Source organism: Bdellovibrio reynosensis (assembly GCF_022814725.1).
Lineage (GTDB): Bacteria > Bdellovibrionota > Bdellovibrionia > Bdellovibrionales > Bdellovibrionaceae > Bdellovibrio > Bdellovibrio reynosensis.
This window is the reverse complement of sequence record NZ_CP093442.1, coordinates 962,929-981,038: the sequence shown is the minus strand read 5'-3', so window position 1 is coordinate 981,038 and position 18,110 is coordinate 962,929. Positions and strand designations below refer to the sequence as shown.

The window sequence follows — 18,110 nt, the reverse complement described above, 5'->3', positions numbered from 1 at the left end:
CGGCAAAACCGTTTCATCCTGAGACGGTTTTGCCGGTTTAGTTTTAAAATTGTTTATAAGGGCTTTTTTCTATTACTTATGTCCTAAAAACGCAGGCGAACACCAACTCCTACGTCTAGGTCCACATCCGTTCGTGGCACCACATCTAATGCCAAAGCAATTTCTCCGAACACTTCAACATTAGGGTTTTTAAAATGATAAACAAGTCCTAAGGGCGCGCGCGGACCCAGTGCTGTGTCGCCGTCATACTTACCTTTATCAACCGAAATCAGACGCAGACCTAATCCATAGTAAAGTTCAATCGGTCCTTCCGTGGTTGCAAAAGTTCTGGCGCGATCACGCAAGTAAGTCAGGTGAAGGTGCAAGCCTGAATAGGTTCCAGAGTTATAAGCTAATGCGCCATCAACAGAATGCTGACCATCAATAGCAGTTCTTGCTGATAAGCCCGTCGGGTCCCCAAGCACAGCACCCACGGCAACTTCTGCTTGGGCAGAGTGATAAATCATCAACACTAGAAGAACAGTTATATAGGCAAAAAACTTCTTCATGTAGTTTCCTCCGTACAACAGTATGCCGTGATTAAAAAAATCTGTCATAGCTTCTTGAAATGTGTTTCAAGCAAAGTCAGTGCCCTGTCAAAATCCTTAACAATAAATTGAACTTCTCACTGAGCTTCCGAAACCAAGAAGTGCTAGCTGACATGTGTTAAGAATTCTCATGGCACTTACAAAGTGAAACCCCTTTTTGCAAATAACTATGAAAGGCGTATGATTTAAATCTATGAAAATTTATTCTGATATCACAAAAACAATAGGCCAAACTCCGTTAATAGAAATGCAAAGAGTCGGCAAAGGACTGCCAGGCAAATTAGTGTTGAAGTTAGAGTTTTTTAATCCACTTTCCTCCGTCAAAGATCGTATCGGTAAAGCGATGATTGAAGATGCCGAAAAAAACGGTTTGCTTAAGCCGGGTATGGAAATACTTGAACCAACTAGCGGGAACACAGGGATTGCCTTAGCTTTTATCGCAGCGGCGAAAGGATATCCGATAACTTTGGTCATGCCAGAAACGATGTCCCAAGAGCGACGTACGCTGTTATTACTTCTTGGCGCAAAAATCATTCTTACTCCCGGGGTTCTTGGTATGAAGGGCGCGATCGCCAAAGCCATGGAGTTGTCAGAAAAAAACAAGAATGCTTGGATGCCTTCGCAGTTTGACAATCAGTCAAACCCCAAAATCCATCGCGAAACCACGGGACCAGAAATTTGGGAAGACACCGATGGAAATGTCGATATCGTCGTCAGCGGCGTAGGCACTTCTGGTACCATCACAGGCGCAGGGCAATTTTTAAAAAGTAAAAAGAGCACCATTCAAATGATCGCGGTGGAACCCGCAGAAAGCCCGGTTCTATCTGGCGGAAAACCGGGCCCCCATAAAATCCAAGGCCTTGGCGCAGGCTTTATTCCAAGTGTGATGGATAAATCCATCATGGATGGGGTAGAACAAGTGTCCTCAGAAGAATCGCTGAAAACAGCCAAAGACATTATAAAACTTGAAGGCATTCCCGTCGGCATTTCTTCAGGTGCGGCGGTCGCAGCAGGTTTAAGAATCGCAGCTAAACCTGAAAATCAGGGCAAGCTGATTGTGGTGGTTATTCCAAGCTCTACGGAACGATATCTTTCCACGCTGCTTGCTGAACAAGAAAGACAAGAAGCTCAAAATTTAAGTGTCTCAACAGTTGAAGAAAGTTATTTAAGTCGGGTAAAGTAAGAGTATGCCATTTATAGTTCCGGCCCAAGATAAAGTCTTACTCAAAATCGGGGAGGTGAACAAGGATCACCGTCCTTCTTCGGAATTTGATATCTTTGTCTGGAATGTCTACAAAGGACAAAAGGCGCATATCTTTGAAAAAGATTTTTGCGCTCTAGGTGGTGGCAAGGACTTCATATTGATTCAAGAAGCTCTGCTTGATGATAAAATGCCCATGATCTGGAAAAATGATTTTGCCCCGTATGAGTGGCATGTCGCCCAAAGCTTTCACTACAAAAAAAATCTGCACAGCACAGGCGTAGCAATTGGTTCTAAGATCGCTCCCGAAGCCGTGGATTTTATTCGTTCAAAAACCCGTGAATTTTTCTGGCTCACTCCGAAGCTGACTCTTTTTTCTGAATATTCCATCGGCGGCACCAAAGTTTTATTCGTATGCACTCACGTCCTCAATTTCGTAACATTAAACGCATTTACAAATTCACTCTATGAAATCGCTGAAAAAATGGCGGACTTTAAAGGGCCTATTGTTTTAGCCGGGGACTTCAATACCTGGAATTTTAAACGCTATATGATCATGAAAAGCATCTTTCGCGATCTGGGCCTTGAACATTTGGACTTAGAAAATGACGGGCGTCTTTTAAAACTAGATCACGTTTTCGTTCGGGGCTTCGATGTTTTAAAAGCCCAAGTTCACCACACAATTCTTAGCTCTGATCATTTTCCTTTAGAAATCCGTCTTAAATGCCAAGAAAAAATCGAACCTTCAAATTCTTGAAGCCAGCGACTCTTTTTTATCGCATGTGCCTGCATTTAAGGCAGAATCTTCTCTTTTAGCTAAAATAGCGCCGCGTCAACCGATCATCCTCTACCTCTCCATTGACTAAAAACAATGAAGACATGTATTTCTAAGCCTTCGTAATTTAAACGATAAATACCTTTTCCGACAAATCGGAAAGGGGACAAACACGGAGTGCAACAATGTTTAGTAATTCTTTGCTAATGTCTCCTGTAATTGCAGGGGTTGTTGGTTTGCTCGTGGCTGTGGCTTTGTACCTTCGCGTGAAGGCACAACCTGCAGGCAACGAGACAATGAATCGCATCGCGAGTTACGTGCGCGAAGGTTCGATGGCTTTCCTTGTACGTGAGTACAAGGTTCTTTCTGTCTACGCAGTTTTCGTAGGCGCGGCTCTTTTCTTCGCATTAGGCGGAATCGCAGCAGGATCATTCATCCTGGGTGCTTTCTTGTCTTTGCTTGCGGGCTTCTTCGGTATGAAGGCGGCAACTTATGCCAACGTTCGTACTTCTCAAGCAGCAGCTGGCGGATCTAAGCCTGCAGCTTTACTTGTCGCTTTAGACGGTGGCGCAGTCATGGGTCTTTCTGTGGCAGGTCTTGGTTTGATCGGTCTTGGAATCCTTTACATGGTTTTCAAAGATGACCATGAAAAAGTAGGAACTATCCTTCACTCGTTTGCAGTGGGTGCTTCATCTATCGCTCTTTTTGCGCGTATCGGTGGTGGTATCTATACTAAAGCTGCTGACGTAGGTGCAGACATCGCTGGTAAAGTTGTTGAAAACATTCCTGAAGACGATCCTCGTAACCCAGGCGTTATCGCAGATAACGTGGGTGATAACGTTGGTGACGTAGCAGGTATGGGTGCTGACATCTATGAATCAATGGTTGCTGCCATCGTTTCTGCAATGGCAATCGCTCTTACAATTCCAGTAGAAGGCTTGTCACAATTAATGACGGGCGCTGATGCTGAGACAACTCGTCTTGCGGGTGTGACTCTGCCACTTCTTCTTTCTACATTGGGTCTTGTGATTTCAATCATCGTGATCTTTGCAGCGCGCGCGTTTAAAAACGGCAAACCTGCAACTGTTCTTCGCAATGCTTTGATCATCCCACCAATTCTTTTAACAATTGCTTCATACATCTTGATGCCAATGTTTGGTTTAAACCAAGGTATCACAGTAGCTTTAGCTGCGGGTGCATTCGGTGGAGCATTGATCGGTCTAGTGACTGAGTACTACACAGCTCATCGTCCCATCCGTCTAGTTGCTGAAGCCGCTTTGACTGGTGCTGGTACTGGTGTGATCCGTGGTCTTGCAGTAGGTATGGAATCAACTGCAATCCCAATGTTGATCGTTGTGGGTGCAGCTTACATCGCTGACCAAGCTTTGGGTCTATATGGTATCGCAATGGCAGCAGTAGGTATGCTTGCAGGTACTGCAGTTGTAATGACTGTAGATGCTTACGGTCCTATCGCGGATAACGCTGGTGGTATCTCTGAAATGTCAGGTCTTGGTAAAAACGTTCGCGACATCACTGACGAACTAGATGCAGTTGGTAACACAACAGCAGCTATCGGTAAGGGTTTTGCGATCGGTTCTGCGATCCTGACGGTTCTTGCTCTTTTCTCTGCATTCAACATGGAAGTAAACCATGTGCGTGAAAAAGCGGGTCTTGTTAAAATGTCTTTAGATTTAACTTCTTCAGGCGTTTTGATCGGTATCTTGATCGGTTCAATCCTTCCATTCCTTGTTGGTTCAACAACAATGACTGCGGTAGGTAAAGCGGCTCAAAAAATCGTAACTGAAATTGCTCGTCAATTTAAAGATATCCCAGGTCTTCGTGAAGGTAAGGCAGAACCTCAACCAGCGAAAATCGTTGATATCGCAACTCAAGCAGCTCTTTGGGAGATGATCCTTCCAGGTATGATCGCTATTCTTGCTCCAGTGGTAGTGGGATTTGCGATGGGACCTCAAGCTCTTGCAGGTCTTCTAGCTGGTGGTTTGGCAGTAGGTGCGACGATGTCTCTATATATGGCTAACGCCGGTGGAGCATGGGACAACGCTAAGAAATTCATCGAAAAAGGTGGATTGCCAGGTCATCCAAAAGGTTCTGACGCTCACAAAGCGGCGGTTGTTGGTGACACTGTAGGTGACCCGTTCAAAGATACTTCTGGTCCTGGTATCGCGATTCTTATCAAAGTTATGTCTGTCGTATCTTTGTTGATCGCTCAATTGATCGCAACTATCGGTTAAGCCTGTCTACACTCCGGTTTCACCGGTCTGTTCTGCACTCCGGCTGCGCCGGAGTGGGGGCATAACCAATTAAGTTCGATAAAACTGAACCCATAGTTCTCAAGACTATGGGTTTGTTTTTTTAAGCCGACCTTTTTAATGTAATCTGTGCTTTAAGTCCCACAGCTTCAGCCATTCGTAATAATCGATCTATCGTCACTTTCTGCAGGCTTCCGGACAAAATGCCCGTGACGGCACTTCGAGGTAATTTTGACTTCAACGCTATTTGGGCGTGTGTTAATTCATCTTGTTCCATTACTTTTAAAATTGCCGAGATGATTTGTGCTTTCATAATGGCCTCGACGCTTCTCCCATGGGATATACCGAACATTTTCGAAAGCTCTTCAGCAGTTGTCTTTTTCTTTTTCATCGTAAAACCTCTTTAAGGCGTTTCTTTGCAAGTTCAATGTTCTGTGCCGAAGTTGCTTTAGTTTTCTTTTTAAACGCGTGAAGCAAGAAAATACCCTCTTGGGCAACAAAAACATAAAACACTCTATAAATACCTGCGCGGTCCTTGAGCCTCAATTCATGGACACCTTTGCCAACCGTTGGCATTGGTCGTGAGATAGGCATACTTAGCTTATGTCCATTTTCGAGCCGGGACATAAGCTCTGCTAAATCTTCCCTTACCTCTAGAGGAAACTCGGCGGACCTCTTTTTCGCAGCTTTTTACTATCCGGATCAAACTTCCCCCAATGTCTCAAAAATGAGACATAACATCAATATGTTATTTTTACCTGCAAGATAAAGGTGGGAAAGGCTTCGAAGCTTAATATTTAAAACTGCATAGGGTGTCCGAAAGATGCCTTGAGTGCGGAAGCGAGATTTTGTGGCAAGACTATGGGTTTGTTTTTTTCTGCAAGCTCGACAAGAGGCTCGAATCAAAAACAAATTCTATGACGTAACGGGTGCGCAAACATAACAATATGTTTATGCGTATTCATCTTGGTTTTTTCAGCACGTTTTTGATGTTAAGCCTTACTTCCTGCGGAGAATTAAATTCTAGCTTAGAAAGCATTTCTCCCGCGATACCCCATGAGCTGATTTATCAAACGCAAGGGGACTGCGAAACTGGCGACCTTTCGTTTAATTATCTCGTCGCAGCCGGAACGCAATTATGGACCGATCCAGCACAAATCCTTACGGCCCAGTCTGAATTATACTTATCAAAAGACGGAACATACTTAATTCGATACCGTGAATTTCAAAACGTTGAAGGCACCACAGTTTATGATTCAAATTTTAGCGGCAGATATTTTAACTCTTCAGATAACGGTCGAATCCGTTTTGAAAATCTCGGCGAAGGCAAAGTTCAATCATGGCAGGGAAAATACTATTTGGATTTCCAGTACACTTCACGCATCAACTCTGAAGCTCTGGTAGGGAAAAAGGCCCGGTTCCGAGTGATGTCCTCACTAACAACATGGAACAACGACCGAGCCCAATACTGCGGTTATTAGCTCTTAGCAGCTAAAACCCAAATACCAACAAGTATAAACAAAGAACCAGAGACGTACTTCATAACCACGGGGCTAAGTAATGTTCCCAAGAATCTTCCAAAGATAACCCCTAAAGCACCAGCTAGGCCCAAGGCCAAGACGACTGCTAACAAAACAGTTAAAGTCGATTTTGTCTGTGAAGATGCAGCTAAGGCTGCGAATTGGGTTTTATCTCCCATTTCCGCCAAAAAAATTGTTATAAAAGTGCTCGCAAAAATCTTCCAATCCATTCCCAGTGTCCTTTAAACTAATTGATGTCATTATTGATAAAGTCACCACCTAAGGAAGGCAAGTTTGAAAAGTCGATTTATTTCCGCAATGGATCTTTTGCAAGCTGAGGCCTCCAAACAAGATCTCACTTTGCATCGCGTATTTGCGGTTCTAGGGGAGGAAGGTCATGCCCTGATCATGATCTTTTTCTGCCTTCCTTTTCTTCAGCCCATACCAATTCCGGGTTTGTCGACGCCTTTAGGGTTTATGATCGCTCTGGTGGCCATATTTCTTTATTTAAGAAAGCCGCCTCAACTTCCAAAACGATTTGAAAATCACAAGATTTCCTCGGAAGTGGTTTTAAAAGTTTCAAACATCGCCGAGCGGATCTGGACCTTTGCTGCCAAGGTCATTAAAGAGCGTTGGGCTTTCTTTCACGACCACTGGTTTTTCCGCCTTTTAAACCTCATAACAATTGTAGTGAACGCAGCCCTTTTATCGCTCCCGCTTCCGATTCCTTTTTCAAACACCGTCCCCGTGATCGCTATTATTCTTAGCGCCATCGGCCATATGGAAAAGGACGGATTCTTTATTCTAGCCAGTTACCTGTGGTGTTTTTTAGTCGCATCGTTTTTTACGACTCTCACACTAGGCGCGATTTTGTTTGCTACGCCCTAGGTCCCTAGACCACACAAATTTTGAATGCTTCAGATCTCCTTTGCTAGAATGAATGAAAAGGAGAATTCATCAATGATTAGAATCATCTTAGTATCTGCTTTAACTCTTGGCTTAAGTTCATTTGCAAATGCCCACAATCACGAAAAACACGAAGCTTGCGCGAAAGATCGCGAAACGTTGTGCGCGGGTATGGAGCCAGGAAAAGGTCTTCACAAATGCATGAAAGAAAATAAAGAAAAACTTTCTGCAGAATGCAAAGCCCATGTTGAAACAATGAAAGAGCACATGAAAGACATGAAGGATGCGTGCCAAGCTGACAAAGAAAAATACTGCGGCAACGTAGAGCAAGGCAAAGGCAGAATCATCAAATGCATGAAAGAAAACAAAGATAAACTTTCAGCAGAGTGCAAAGCTGAAATCGAAAGCGCAAAAGCGGCGCGCAAAGGTAAATAAGGAATAGATCCGTTTTGAGAGAAAGAAGTTTAAGACTTAGTTTGATCGACGCTTTTTTAAGCGCCTTAGTTATCGGAGCTGGCGAGACCTACTTGCCAGCTTATTCTTTATCTATTGGTATGGGCGAAATCTTCGCCGGAATCTTAGCAAGTTTACCATTGGTAAGCGGCGCTATCTTGCAACTGATCACTCCACGGGGTTTGCAACAGGTTCAGTCCCATAAACACTGGGTCGTGGCTTCTGCGATTCTTCAAGCCCTTACGTTTATTCCGTTAATTTATTTCTCTGCCACTCGCGCGCCGAACTTTTGGACTTTATTCTTTATTCTGACTTTGTATTGGGGCTCAGGCTTTTCATCAGGTCTTGCATGGAACTGGTGGATGGGACGCCTTGTGAACGTTGAAGAAGGAAACACCTTCTTTTCAAAAAGAACAAAAATTTCTCAGCTCGGAATCTTGATCGGTCTAGTGGCCGGAGGCGTAGCTCTTCATAACAAAGTAGAAATCGGACCATTCACAAGCGTCTTTACATTATTATTCGCTTTCGCTTTTGCATGCCGTTTATTTTCTTCCTACATTCTTTCTAATCAGTATTTTGATCCCGCATGGATCAACGAAAAGAAATTGGGATTTAGAGAATCCTGGAAGGTTTTTTGGAGCAACACTTCAAAGCGCCAATTTTTCTTTTTCTTAGCGCCGTTTCAAGCCGCCGTATTTATCTCGTCACCATTTGTCACCCCCTACATGCTTGCGCAAGCTAAGATGGATTACGGCACCTATATGGTGGCCATCGCCATCTTATTTATCGGAAAAATTGCAGCCATCACAGCGATTGAAAGATTCCGTAAGTCTGCTTCAGGTTTTAGTTTGTTATTATTCGGAGCAGGCGCCGTGGCGCCACTGCCAGCACTGTGGGCTTTAAGCAGCAGCCATCTTTACATTTTCTTTTTACAATTAATCAGCGGACTTGCGTGGGCCTTCGTTGAAGTAGGTCTTTCGTTGATATTCTTTAAAGACATCAAGCAAGACGAAAAAATCGCGGTGTTGACTGTTTATAATCTTTTAAACTCAACAGCGATCATCTTAGGAACGTACTTAGGTGGAAAATTCCTGTGGCTTTTAGGTGAACACTTAACGGGCTATTATTGGCTATTCATCATCGGCAGCGTCGGCCGTATAGTCGGGTTTATCCCATTATATCGATACATCCGAACGCAGATGGCTCTTACGCCACCAACTACGACAGAGGCTGAAAGAGCTTCTTAAACTGCTTATGAATGATTTTATCTGCATAGGGATCATCCGCATTTTCTAAATCTGCAGAACTATATCCTGAAAAAATCTCTAAGACCTGCACTTGGTCTTTCGCGACAGAAAAACGCGCGCGCCAAGTGCGATAGGCAATAACAAATTCTTCACCAGCAGCCTTCACACGTTTTTTTCTAGAATTCGTAGGCTCATACTCTAACTGATGAAGTAAAAATCCACGAAGTTGAGTGACGCCGTGACTATCAAGATAGCGCAAACTTTCTTTAGCGCGCTCGGAAAAAGAAATCACATGTTTCTCAGCGTTTTTTAACCAGGCAGGTTCAACTCCTGGAAAGGAATCCGCGTAAGCCACGTAAGGCTTAATATCAAGCACAGGACTGCCATCAAGAATATCTGCACCAGAAACAAAAATCTTTAATTTCTCAATGCGTGCGACCTTTACGCAGCTCATACCAATGCCATTAGGGCGATAAGGCGAACGGGTAGCAAACACACCTAACTTAGTATCACTACCACGAGGAGGTAACACCATCGGCTGCCAATCAGGATTATGATGAAAATGAAAAATGATCCAGATTCTTTCACAACCATCAAGACCCGTAAGAGCCTGTTCAAAATTGTGTCCCGATTCTAGCTCAATACATCCTTCTGCATGGAATTCATCAGGCTGCCTGCCAGCCTCATAGGGATGCACCTGCGAAGTTCTGAAAATACCGATTGGGGAGATTTCTATTTTTGCTGACGCCACTGTCTCATCCATTCAAAGCCAGCAACAGCCGCCGTGACACCCACATTTAATGAATTCTTCATTCCACGCAGAGGAATAATGCGAACTTCATCGATGACTTTTAAGATCTCAGGATCTAATCCAAAACGTTCGTTACCAAAAACAAAAGCTGTCGGCTCTTGTTCAAAATTTTGATAAAGGTCCACGGCACTGGCTGCCGTTTCTAAAGCAATCACGCGATAGCCTTCATCTTTTAGTTCCTCAAGGCATTCTAAAAGTTTACCACCTTCAGCCCAAGAAACATTCTGCTCCGTCCCCATGGCGGTCTTTTCAACCTTCCATTGATCGGGCGTGGGCGTGTAACCACAAAGATAGATTTTTTCGACACCCAAGCATTCCGCGGTTCTAAAAATTGAACCCACATTAAATGCTGAGCGCATATTATCTAAAACAAAAACCAAAGGAATTTTTTCAAGCTGGGTTTCAGTTTTGTCGTTTTCGACGATCAGAAATTCATCATCTTGCAAATTCTTATGCAGAAGTCTTTCAACGGGAACAGCGAAGCTGACAAAGTGCTTAAGACTCATTCCCTCAACTAAATGCTTTTGCAGGTCAGTTAGACGGGAAACGTCAGGATTTTCGGAATTTTTTAACAATGACAGTTTGTTTTTTAAATTCTTTAAAGCATCCGCATCAAAAGAAAAATCCCTCGAGGATTTTTCAAGCTCTAAAAAGAGTCGATGAATTTCTTCGAGGGATTTTTTATCCTGGGGATTTAAAGCCATTATTTCACGCGTTGGCCAACTTGGGCGCCATCATCTGCAGCCAATACAAATAAATCACTGCCACCGCTGCCAGCAGCAAGCACCATACCTTCAGACATACCAAACTTCATTTTGCGCGGTTTTAAATTCACGCAAACCAAAATCTTACGTCCCAAAAGTTGCTCAGCTTTATAGGCAGTCTTAATCCCTGCGATAATTTGGCGAACCTGGCCGCCACCAATATCCACTTTTAATCTCAAAAGTTTATCTGCTTCTTTGATCTCTTCAGCTTCAATAACCTGACCAATGCGCAAATCTACTTTTTCAAAATCAGCAAATTCAATTTCAGTCGGACGGTCGCCATTTCTATCTTCAGCTGCTTTTTTAGAATCAGCCGGCGCTGCAGGTTGAGGCCCACTCTTAGCCTTAGCCGACTGAATCTCTTCATTGATCTTGCGGCTTTCTTCCACCATGGCTTTTACTTTATCAGCCTCAATGCGAGTCGCAATATGCTCATACTCATTGATCGGGTGATTTGTAAGAACCGTTTCAATGTCAGACCACTGATAATCTTTTTCGCCCAAAAGCTTCGCCACTTTCGCAGTGTAGTGAGGAAGAACAGGCTTTAAGTAGATCGCCAGCATACGGAACATATTCAAAGTCGTAGTAATGACCTTCTTAGTTCCAGCAGGATCTGTCTCTAATGTTTTCCACGGAGCTTTCTCATCAAAGTATTTGTTAGCATCATCAGCTAGTGAACGAATTTCGCCGACAGCTTTCGCAAAATCACGAGCTTCAAAATGACCAGCAATAACTTCACCACGAGCTTGAGCCTGCTCAATAAGTCGCAAGCCTTCCTCATCCGGTGAACTCATCATGCCATCCATTTTTTTCTTAAGCATTTGTCCACCGCGGGACCCAAGATTCGTGATTTTACCCACAAGTTCTGAATTCACACGATTCACGAAATCTTCAAGATTTAAATCCATATCATCAACAGAGCTATTTAACTTCGTTGAATAATAATAACGAAGGTATTCAGGATTTAAATGATTCAAATAAGTTCTTGCTGCGATAAATGTTCCTTTAGATTTAGACATTTTTTCGCCGTTCACCATCAAGTGACCGTGAACGAATACTTGATTCGGAGATCTAAAATTCGCCGCTTTCAAAAACGCGGGCCAGAAGATTGTATGGAAGCGCGCAATGTCCTTACCGATGAAATGGTATATTTCACGGGTTGGGTCCTGCCAAACATCCTTCAGGGAAAGATTTTGTTGTTTCGCCCAACGCTCAGTTGTGGACATATACCCCATCGGAGCATCCACCCAAACATAGAAAAACTTTTTGCCATCAGTGCCTGGAATCGGGAAGCCAAAATAAGGCTCATCGCGGGAAATATCTAAATCCAGCAAATCCTCATTAAACCATTCAAGCATCTTTTTAGAAATTTCCGGGGCACAATGCTTCGGAATCCACTCTTCCAGATATTTCTTAAAGTCATTCAACTTAAAGAAAATACTTTGGCTTTCCTTCATCACTGGCGTGTTACCGCATAATGAACAGTGCACACCCTTCATATCCGCAGGGGAGTAAGTGGACCCGCACACGTCACAAGAATCACCATATTGATCTTTTGCGCCACACTTAGGGCAAATACCTTTTACGAAGCGGTCGGGTAAAAACATTTTATCGAAGTTACAATAAAGCTGCTGAATCGCTTTAACGTTCGTGTGCCCACCATCAACCATGCGTTGATAGAAAAGTTCACACAGTGCTTTATTTTCCGGCGCATTCGTAGATCCGTAAAAAGAAAAATCAACTTGGAAGTCAGCAAAGTCTTTAGAGTGCTCGTCAAAGCTTTTCGCAATTAAAGCTTCCGGAGTAATACCCATCTCGCGGGCTTTCACCATGATCGGTGTACCGTGGGTGTCATCGGCACAAATATACACGCACTCATTACCGCGCATTTTTTGAAAACGTGCCCAGAAGTCAGCTTGAAGGTATTCCATCATATGACCAAGATGGATATATCCATTGGCATAGGGAAGAGCACAGGTGATTAAAATTTTGCGGTTCTGATTCATGAATTGCCTTTCTAGCGCCAATCAACTTGGCCAGAGTCGAGATGATACATGGCTTTCACGATCTTTACATCCCCCGACGCTATAGCGTCACGAAGGATTGCTGAGCGCCCAATCAAATCAGCAGCAACTCCATCCGTATTTGCCCAGCTCTCGTCAACTAAACCTTCTGAAGGGGCCATGGTCGCAAATTTTTGAATTCTTGGCTTAATATCATTAGCCAAAGCCTCTAGTGCAGGGCTTCCCAACCCAGAACCACGCAAAGAAGCAAGGGTCGCAGAAATTGCCCCACAAGAGTCATGGCCCATTATGACCACTAAATTTGCGCCCAAATGTTCAACCGCGTATTCAACGCTGCCGACGACGTTGTTATCCATAGCTTCACCAGCCGTGCGAATCACAAAAACTTCACCCAATTTTTGGTCAAAAACCACTTCCGGAGGCACTTGCGAATCACTGCAAGATACAATCACAGAATGCGGCGTTTGGCCTGAGCTTAAACGCGAACGATCTGCCCGCGAAGCTCCGTCGTTACGAAAGCGCCCCCTTGCAAAGCGGGTGTTGCCATTTCTAAGCCAACCCATGGCTTTTTCAGCAGCGACGGGACCGGCGCGACGCGTGGATTTTTCCGAACCTTTTTCGACATGTTGAGTGGCAGCAGCAACCGCTTCTTTGAGCTCTTTAGTTTGTGCTTCTGAGTCAAGATCCTTCGAAGAAATGCGGGTGATACCCTTTTCATCATTGCTAGTTGCCTGTGCTGGAGCTTCTTTTTTATCTCCCTGTTGGTCTTTCAGCATTACTTTAGTATCTTCTTGGGAGGGGCTTCTGCGTAAAGATGAGCAGGCGCTCATTGATAAAAGAACTAAGCTCATTATGAAAAGTCGTAACATTTTGTCCTCCCCGTGGGTGGTTCTATTGTCAGGACCTCCATCGAGGCAGGTCAAATTAAAAAGGAAAAAACTTTTTTGCTATTAAGGCTTTCTTTAGAATGAATAAGTCATAGGAGAAACCAATGTCCGTCACGGTTTTATCGCCTTCAGAAATTCAAGCAAAACTTCAAGAGCGCAACTATTCTGCGCAAAAGACTTACCTAGCTATGTATAGCACCTGGTGGGGCGGCATCGTAAAAGATCCAGGCATGATGGTAGTACCCGTAGATGATCATCTTGTTCATCGCGGAGATGGCGTTTTTGAAGCGATTAAAGTGATCGAAGGAAAAGCGTTTCTGCTGCAAGAACACTTAGAGCGCCTAGAAATTTCAGCAGGTCTTATTGGTCTACCAATGCCGATGCCGCTGGATGAAGTTAAAAAGATCATTATGGCGACAACCCAAGCCACTGGTGCACAAAATGCGATGCTTCGCCTTTATATTTCCCGCGGCCCAGGTGGATTCACGACAAATCCCTATGACTCCATTGCTTCGCAACTTTATTTGGTAGTGACTTCCTATGCGCCAATCGCTGCTGAAAAATACCAACAAGGGGTTAAAGTCGGTCGCAGCCAAGTCCCGCCGAAAGAACCATGGTTAGCAAAAATCAAAACCTGTAACTATCTGCCAAACGTTCTAATGAAAAAAGAAAGTGTCGATAGAAAAATCGATTTCACAATCGGTGTTTGCGGTAACGGGTTTTTAACTGAAGGCAGTACAGAGAACATCGTACTTATCGATAAAAATAAAAATCTAATCCGACCTCATTTACGTCACATCCTAAAAGGAACGACCATGATGAGATCTTTTGAGCTGGCGCAATCCCTAGTGAAAGAAGGTCACTTAAATTCAGTGATTGAAAAAGACCTGACTGAAAGCGATATCCTTAACGCTCAAGAAGTGATGATGATCGGAACAACGTTAGATGTTTTACCGGTCACAGAGTACGAAGGAAAAGTGATTGGATCCGGTAAGCAGGGACCGATAGCAGAAAAAATGCTGAAACTTTTAAGAGCTGATATGAAAGAGGGGCCCAAAGCGACCCCTGTCTATCACGCCGACGCCGTTGTAGTTTAAATTGTACTCCGGCGAAGTCGGAGTAAACGCCAACGAGCGACTAAACTTCCAATTGAATTTTATCTAATAACTCTGGATCACTTAAAACAGCTTCGCCGCCTTTTGCAATGGCTGTCAGTGGACTTTCAGCAACTCGCACAGGCAGGCGAACTTCGTTTTGAATACGCAAATCAAAGTCACGAATCAGCGCACCACCACCGGCAAGCACAACGCCAGTTTCAATGATGTCAGAAACAAGTTCCGGCGGAGTATGTTCTAAAGCCTTGTGAATAGCATTGATAACTTCTTGAATACAGTTATTCATCGCTAGGCCAACATCTTCAGAGCTGACTTCCATGGTTTTATTCATGCCAGTATCAGCATCGCGACCAGAGATTTGCGCCGTGCGAATGTCTTTTTTAGGAACCGCCGTGCCGATTTCAACCTTCAAATATTCAGCCGTGTTGTCAGAGATAATTAATTTTTTATACTTGCGGAAATAATCAATGATCTGGTCATCAATTTTATGACCACCTACGCGAACCGCTTCACAGTACACGATATCTGCAAGTGCGATAACGGCCACCTCCGTCGTCCCGCCACCGATATCGATGATCATATTACCTTGAGCTGACTTCACGTTAAGACCAGATCCAATCGCCGCAGCCATTGGTTCATCAATCAAGAAAACTTCTTTCGCGCCAGCCGCTTTACAAGACTGAATAACAGCTTTCTTTTCAACTTCAGTCACGCCGTAGGGAAGTGAAACCACTACGCGCGGGCGAGAAAAAGCATTTCTCACGCCAGGTTGGCTTAAGAAATGTTGAAGCATCACTTCTGAAGTTTCAAAGTCAGCAATGACGCCGTCACGAATAGGTTTCTGGGGAAAAATGCTTCCTGGGTTGTTCGCTAATTTTTCTTTAGCGTCATTACCCACAGCGATCACTCTTTTTTTGCCAGGACTAGTTTGTTGGTAAGCGATCAAAGAAGGCTCATTAAGAACGATTCCTTTTCCGCGAGCTGCGATCAAAGTATTCGCAGTCCCTAAATCGACATAAAGATCAGCAGCGGTTCCAGCATCGTCTTTAAACAACCATGAAAACATATTAATTCCCGAATCCTTTTTGGCTTTCAAAAGGGAAAGTAGCAAAGATTGAAATGTATGAATAAGATTTATTCAAGTCTACTCCCGCTTCCGCGCCAAGAGTCACTTGATCCCAATCTACATAGTGAAATTCACTGCCGATGGACAGATTTGTCGCTACAAGATTTTCTTCTTTTGTATTTAGGAACGTGAAAGGCACAGCCAGGTAAGGAACAGCTAATCCGTATTCAGTATCAAACTTTTTGCTTACAAGTGGTGAAAACTGCAATTGCAAAAGATTTTGCTCTTCATCGCGAGCAATACCTGCCCCTGCGCGGAAACCCATCGACGGTTGGTTATCGACGTCAGGAAATGGAATGAATTTAAAGCTAGCAAACGCATTAAAATCCACAGCCCCAGCACCCATAGAAACGCGGGCACTTGAAGATTCACTGATGGCTGTATCGATGAACACATTTACGTTCGCACCGCCACCTTTGTTGGTTAGAAGTTGCGGTTCTACTCCCACTTGATATTTTCCTTGCGGATCTAGTTCGCCAGATTCAGCGATACTTAAATAGGCATGGGCGTTAGAAGTTAGAAAAAGACCTAAAACGAAGTATTTAGCAAAATTCATGAATAAAAACCTTTCAGCTCAAAAAATGGTATCCAGTTGCGAATCGTTTGACAAGACCTTGATCCAAAGAGAATCTGAAAGAGTGACGAAATTGCCCATATCTTTAGTAATCATCACTTTGAACGAAGAAGCTCATATCGAGCGTTGCATTCGCTCAGCCCCCTTTGTCGATGACGTGGTGGTTGTTGATAGTTTTTCGACGGATCGCACTGTCGATATCGCCAAAGCCTGCGGAGCCCGGGTTTTCCAAGAAAAGTGGCGGGGATTTGGCCTACAAAAGGCCTTTGCAACAGAACAAGCAAAAAATCCTTGGGTGCTTTCCTTAGATGCCGACGAGGCGTTAAGCCCCGAACTTGCTGCTGAATTAATCACCAAATTCCGTTCGTTAGACGAAGAAGCGGGCTACCTGTTTCCACGCCGGTCTTATCACTTAGGCCGATGGATCGATCACGGGGGATGGTATCCCGATTATCAGCTAAGACTGTTTAATAAAAGTAAATCGCAATGGAATTCCGCTGATTTGCACGAAAAAGTCGAAGTCAGCAAAAAACTAAAAATGGAAAAAGATCTGCACCACTGGGTCTTTGATAGTCTTAGTGATCAAGTTATCACAAATGATCGATACTCTACACTAGGAGCCCAACAGCTTGCAGCTAAGGGCGCAAAATTCTCGTACTTAAAGTTGATCTTTAAGCCCTGGGGTAAGTTTATTGAAACTTACTTTTTTAAGGCAGGTTTCAGGGATGGACTTGCAGGATTTATAATCTCTGTGGGGGCCGCTTATTCCTTATTTTTAAAGTTCGCTAAATTGTGGGAGATGGAACGTGTGCAGAAAAAACAGGTTAGTTAAAGTTTTACTTTTACTTTCTCCGTTGCTTTTAGCGTTTACTGGCGAACCGACTCCGCCGAAATATCCTGCAATTCAAGAGTGGCAAGGCCCAGCCTGGGTGACGGGTAAAGATGGCATTCGTCATCCCGTTAAGAAAAAACTAATCCTTCGCGAAAAAGCCTTATTAGAAACGGGCCTTAATTCTTTAGTTAAAGTAGCGCTTGATGAAAAACGCAGCGTTATTCTGTTAAGTCAAAGCGTACTATCCCTGCCGGTGATTAGTTGGGAAAGTGGTGAAGCCCCGGTCCTATTATTAAAGAGCGGATCTTTAAACTGGCTACAAAAGCTAGAAGATAAAGGGCGCTATAACATTGCCTTAAGATCTGATCTTTTTGAATTCATCGCGCCCCCTGGGGATTTCATTTATACCATCGACCCAAAAAATGCCTATGCCGAAGTGAAGGTATTAAACGGAAGCATCGAGTTTTCAGCCCTTAATTTTGAAGAGTCAGTCAAGGTGCAAGCCGGTCAACAGTCAGGGTTTCAAGGAGTTCTTGAAAGCGGGGAAATCGCCTACGATGTTCTTTTGCAGGGAAAGAAGATTCCAAAGGGAAAATTACTTCCTGTGAAGACTCTTGAAAGCTCGCAGGCGGATCAAACCGCCGTGGCTGAAAGAAAGCGCCAGGATAAACTGGCAAAACAAAAATCCAACTCTTCAGATCTATCTAAGGCAAGAAGCGCAGGAATGATTTGCCAAAGTCCCTTAGGAAAATTCAATCAGTGCGCGTGGATATGTCTGAACAATCCATCGAAAGAAAAAAAGAAGTGCCTTCTAGCGAATAAAGAAGTTTCTTGCGTAAGAAAGCGCTGTAACGCCAACGGGGATTGGGCCGAGGAAATGGCACTAGATGCTGAAAAAGCGAGCACCATTTGTAAGGCGCAGCCTGTCGTAGCTCCTTGTGATTACTAAGTTTTTTAAAATTCTTAAAAGGTAGGTTCAAATCCTGCTTGCACTTTGCCCGGTAAGGCCCTATAACGG

At 43.8% G+C, this 18,110-nt stretch carries 19 protein-coding genes and 1 pseudogene; 10 read left to right on the top strand and 10 right to left on the bottom strand.

Features of this window, described 5'->3' with window-relative positions; translation table 11 throughout:
* Positions 1-83: 83 nt before the first annotated feature.
* Entirely contained in the window at positions 84-548 is a 465-nt protein-coding gene (locus MNR06_RS04575; RefSeq protein WP_243539180.1) for a hypothetical protein, read from the bottom strand.
* Between the two features lie 232 nt (positions 549-780).
* Here MNR06_RS04575 and cysK point away from each other — a divergent pair, with 232 nt between their 5' ends.
* From cysK to MNR06_RS04560, 3 genes are all read left to right on the top strand, one after another.
* Complete coding sequence (gene cysK / locus MNR06_RS04570) at positions 781-1,770, top strand: cysteine synthase A (protein WP_243539177.1); 990 nt, start codon at positions 781-783, stop codon at positions 1,768-1,770.
* A gap of 4 nt (positions 1,771-1,774) precedes the next feature.
* The gene (locus tag MNR06_RS04565) at positions 1,775-2,545 is read left to right on the top strand and encodes an endonuclease/exonuclease/phosphatase family protein (protein ID WP_243539175.1); all 771 of its coding nucleotides are present in this window, start codon (positions 1,775-1,777) and stop codon (positions 2,543-2,545) included.
* Positions 2,546-2,748: 203 nt separating this feature from the next.
* Positions 2,749-4,815 carry a sodium-translocating pyrophosphatase gene (locus tag MNR06_RS04560; protein ID WP_243539173.1) on the top strand — a complete coding sequence of 689 codons (2,067 nt, stop codon included), beginning with the start codon at positions 2,749-2,751 and terminating at the stop codon, positions 4,813-4,815.
* Positions 4,816-4,936: 121 nt separating this feature from the next.
* On the opposite strand, the gene MNR06_RS04555 is transcribed toward MNR06_RS04560, so the two are convergent.
* Positions 4,937-5,224 carry an XRE family transcriptional regulator gene (locus tag MNR06_RS04555; RefSeq protein WP_243539163.1) on the bottom strand — a complete coding sequence of 96 codons (288 nt, stop codon included), beginning with the start codon at positions 5,222-5,224 and terminating at the stop codon, positions 4,937-4,939.
* Positions 5,221-5,487, bottom strand: a pseudogene (locus MNR06_RS04550) (type II toxin-antitoxin system RelE/ParE family toxin); the annotation flags it as partial. The pseudogene MNR06_RS04550 and the gene MNR06_RS04555, both read right to left, overlap by 4 nt.
* Before the next feature lie 275 nt (positions 5,488-5,762).
* Here MNR06_RS04550 and MNR06_RS04545 point away from each other — a divergent pair.
* A complete protein-coding gene (locus tag MNR06_RS04545) occupies positions 5,763-6,314 on the top strand; it encodes a hypothetical protein (protein WP_243539152.1) in 552 nt (183 codons plus the stop codon).
* On the opposite strand, the gene MNR06_RS04540 is transcribed toward MNR06_RS04545, so the two are convergent.
* A complete protein-coding gene (locus MNR06_RS04540) occupies positions 6,311-6,583 on the bottom strand; it encodes a TMEM165/GDT1 family protein (RefSeq protein ID WP_243539150.1) in 273 nt (90 codons plus the stop codon). The genes MNR06_RS04545 and MNR06_RS04540 overlap by 4 nt on opposite strands.
* Before the next feature lie 88 nt (positions 6,584-6,671).
* Here MNR06_RS04540 and MNR06_RS04535 point away from each other — a divergent pair, with 88 nt between their 5' ends.
* From MNR06_RS04535 to MNR06_RS04525, 3 genes are all read left to right on the top strand, one after another.
* Complete coding sequence (locus tag MNR06_RS04535; RefSeq protein ID WP_243539148.1) at positions 6,672-7,241, top strand: exopolysaccharide biosynthesis protein; 570 nt, start codon at positions 6,672-6,674, stop codon at positions 7,239-7,241.
* Between the two features lie 72 nt (positions 7,242-7,313).
* The gene (locus tag MNR06_RS04530) at positions 7,314-7,694 is read left to right on the top strand and encodes a cysteine rich repeat-containing protein (protein ID WP_243539127.1); all 381 of its coding nucleotides are present in this window, start codon (positions 7,314-7,316) and stop codon (positions 7,692-7,694) included.
* Positions 7,695-7,735: 41 nt separating this feature from the next.
* The gene (locus MNR06_RS04525) at positions 7,736-8,959 is read left to right on the top strand and encodes a permease (protein ID WP_243539125.1); all 1,224 of its coding nucleotides are present in this window, start codon (positions 7,736-7,738) and stop codon (positions 8,957-8,959) included.
* On the opposite strand, the gene tsaA is transcribed toward MNR06_RS04525, so the two are convergent.
* The 4 genes from tsaA to MNR06_RS04505 are packed head-to-tail and all read right to left on the bottom strand — an operon-like array spanning position 8,931 to position 13,427.
* Positions 8,931-9,710 carry a tRNA (N6-threonylcarbamoyladenosine(37)-N6)-methyltransferase TrmO gene (gene tsaA / locus MNR06_RS04520; protein WP_243539123.1) on the bottom strand — a complete coding sequence of 260 codons (780 nt, stop codon included), beginning with the start codon at positions 9,708-9,710 and terminating at the stop codon, positions 8,931-8,933. The two genes, MNR06_RS04525 and tsaA, sit on opposite strands and share 29 nt — an antisense overlap.
* Positions 9,692-10,474 carry an RNA methyltransferase gene (locus MNR06_RS04515; RefSeq protein WP_243539121.1) on the bottom strand — a complete coding sequence of 261 codons (783 nt, stop codon included), beginning with the start codon at positions 10,472-10,474 and terminating at the stop codon, positions 9,692-9,694. Before MNR06_RS04515 ends, tsaA begins: the two co-directional genes overlap by 19 nt.
* Entirely contained in the window at positions 10,474-12,540 is a 2,067-nt protein-coding gene (metG, locus tag MNR06_RS04510; RefSeq protein ID WP_243539113.1) for a methionine--tRNA ligase, read from the bottom strand. The genes MNR06_RS04515 and metG overlap by 1 nt, the downstream gene beginning before the upstream one ends.
* Positions 12,541-12,551: 11 nt before the next feature.
* Positions 12,552-13,427 carry a carbonic anhydrase gene (locus tag MNR06_RS04505; RefSeq protein ID WP_243539111.1) on the bottom strand — a complete coding sequence of 292 codons (876 nt, stop codon included), beginning with the start codon at positions 13,425-13,427 and terminating at the stop codon, positions 12,552-12,554.
* Positions 13,428-13,549: 122 nt separating this feature from the next.
* On the opposite strand from MNR06_RS04505, the gene MNR06_RS04500 reads away from it, so the two are divergent.
* A complete protein-coding gene (locus MNR06_RS04500; protein WP_243539109.1) occupies positions 13,550-14,542 on the top strand; it encodes an aminotransferase class IV in 993 nt (330 codons plus the stop codon).
* Between the two features lie 40 nt (positions 14,543-14,582).
* Here MNR06_RS04500 and mreB read toward each other — a convergent pair whose 3' ends face one another.
* Together mreB and MNR06_RS04490 are read right to left on the bottom strand one after the other, a co-directional pair.
* A complete protein-coding gene (mreB, locus tag MNR06_RS04495) occupies positions 14,583-15,626 on the bottom strand; it encodes a rod shape-determining protein (RefSeq protein WP_243539107.1) in 1,044 nt (347 codons plus the stop codon).
* Between the two features lies 1 nt (position 15,627).
* On the bottom strand, positions 15,628-16,242 hold the full coding sequence (locus MNR06_RS04490; RefSeq protein WP_243539105.1) for a hypothetical protein: 615 nt from the start codon (positions 16,240-16,242) through the stop codon (positions 15,628-15,630).
* Here MNR06_RS04490 and MNR06_RS04485 point away from each other — a divergent pair.
* Both MNR06_RS04485 and MNR06_RS04480 read left to right on the top strand, forming a co-directional pair.
* Complete coding sequence (locus MNR06_RS04485; protein ID WP_243539103.1) at positions 16,241-17,092, top strand: glycosyltransferase family 2 protein; 852 nt, start codon at positions 16,241-16,243, stop codon at positions 17,090-17,092. The two genes, MNR06_RS04490 and MNR06_RS04485, sit on opposite strands and share 2 nt — an antisense overlap.
* Positions 17,067-18,041 (top strand): hypothetical protein, encoded by a 975-nt coding sequence (locus MNR06_RS04480; protein WP_243539102.1) that lies wholly within the window; start codon positions 17,067-17,069, stop codon positions 18,039-18,041. Before MNR06_RS04485 ends, MNR06_RS04480 begins: the two co-directional genes overlap by 26 nt.
* The last annotated feature ends 69 nt before the right edge of the window (positions 18,042-18,110 follow it).

Excerpts from the sequence above, each read along its gene's own strand:
- MNR06_RS04575 (WP_243539180.1), bottom strand. The coding sequence starts at position 548 with ATGAAGAAGTTTTTTGCCTATATAACTGTTCTTCTAGTGTTGATGATT.
- cysK (WP_243539177.1), top strand. The coding sequence starts at position 781 with ATGAAAATTTATTCTGATATCACAAAAACAATAGGCCAAACTCCGTTA.
- MNR06_RS04565 (WP_243539175.1), top strand. The coding sequence starts at position 1,775 with ATGCCATTTATAGTTCCGGCCCAAGATAAAGTCTTACTCAAAATCGGG.
- MNR06_RS04560 (WP_243539173.1), top strand. The coding sequence starts at position 2,749 with ATGTTTAGTAATTCTTTGCTAATGTCTCCTGTAATTGCAGGGGTTGTT.
- MNR06_RS04555 (WP_243539163.1), bottom strand. The coding sequence starts at position 5,224 with ATGAAAAAGAAAAAGACAACTGCTGAAGAGCTTTCGAAAATGTTCGGT.
- MNR06_RS04540 (WP_243539150.1), bottom strand. The coding sequence starts at position 6,583 with ATGGATTGGAAGATTTTTGCGAGCACTTTTATAACAATTTTTTTGGCG.
- MNR06_RS04535 (WP_243539148.1), top strand. The coding sequence starts at position 6,672 with ATGGATCTTTTGCAAGCTGAGGCCTCCAAACAAGATCTCACTTTGCAT.
- MNR06_RS04530 (WP_243539127.1), top strand. The coding sequence starts at position 7,314 with ATGATTAGAATCATCTTAGTATCTGCTTTAACTCTTGGCTTAAGTTCA.
- MNR06_RS04515 (WP_243539121.1), bottom strand. The coding sequence starts at position 10,474 with ATGGCTTTAAATCCCCAGGATAAAAAATCCCTCGAAGAAATTCATCGA.
- metG (WP_243539113.1), bottom strand. The coding sequence starts at position 12,540 with ATGAATCAGAACCGCAAAATTTTAATCACCTGTGCTCTTCCCTATGCC.
- MNR06_RS04505 (WP_243539111.1), bottom strand. The coding sequence starts at position 13,427 with ATGTTACGACTTTTCATAATGAGCTTAGTTCTTTTATCAATGAGCGCC.
- MNR06_RS04500 (WP_243539109.1), top strand. The coding sequence starts at position 13,550 with ATGTCCGTCACGGTTTTATCGCCTTCAGAAATTCAAGCAAAACTTCAA.
- mreB (WP_243539107.1), bottom strand. The coding sequence starts at position 15,626 with ATGTTTTCATGGTTGTTTAAAGACGATGCTGGAACCGCTGCTGATCTT.
- MNR06_RS04485 (WP_243539103.1), top strand. The coding sequence starts at position 16,241 with ATGAATAAAAACCTTTCAGCTCAAAAAATGGTATCCAGTTGCGAATCG.
- MNR06_RS04490 (WP_243539105.1), bottom strand. The coding sequence starts at position 16,242 with ATGAATTTTGCTAAATACTTCGTTTTAGGTCTTTTTCTAACTTCTAAC.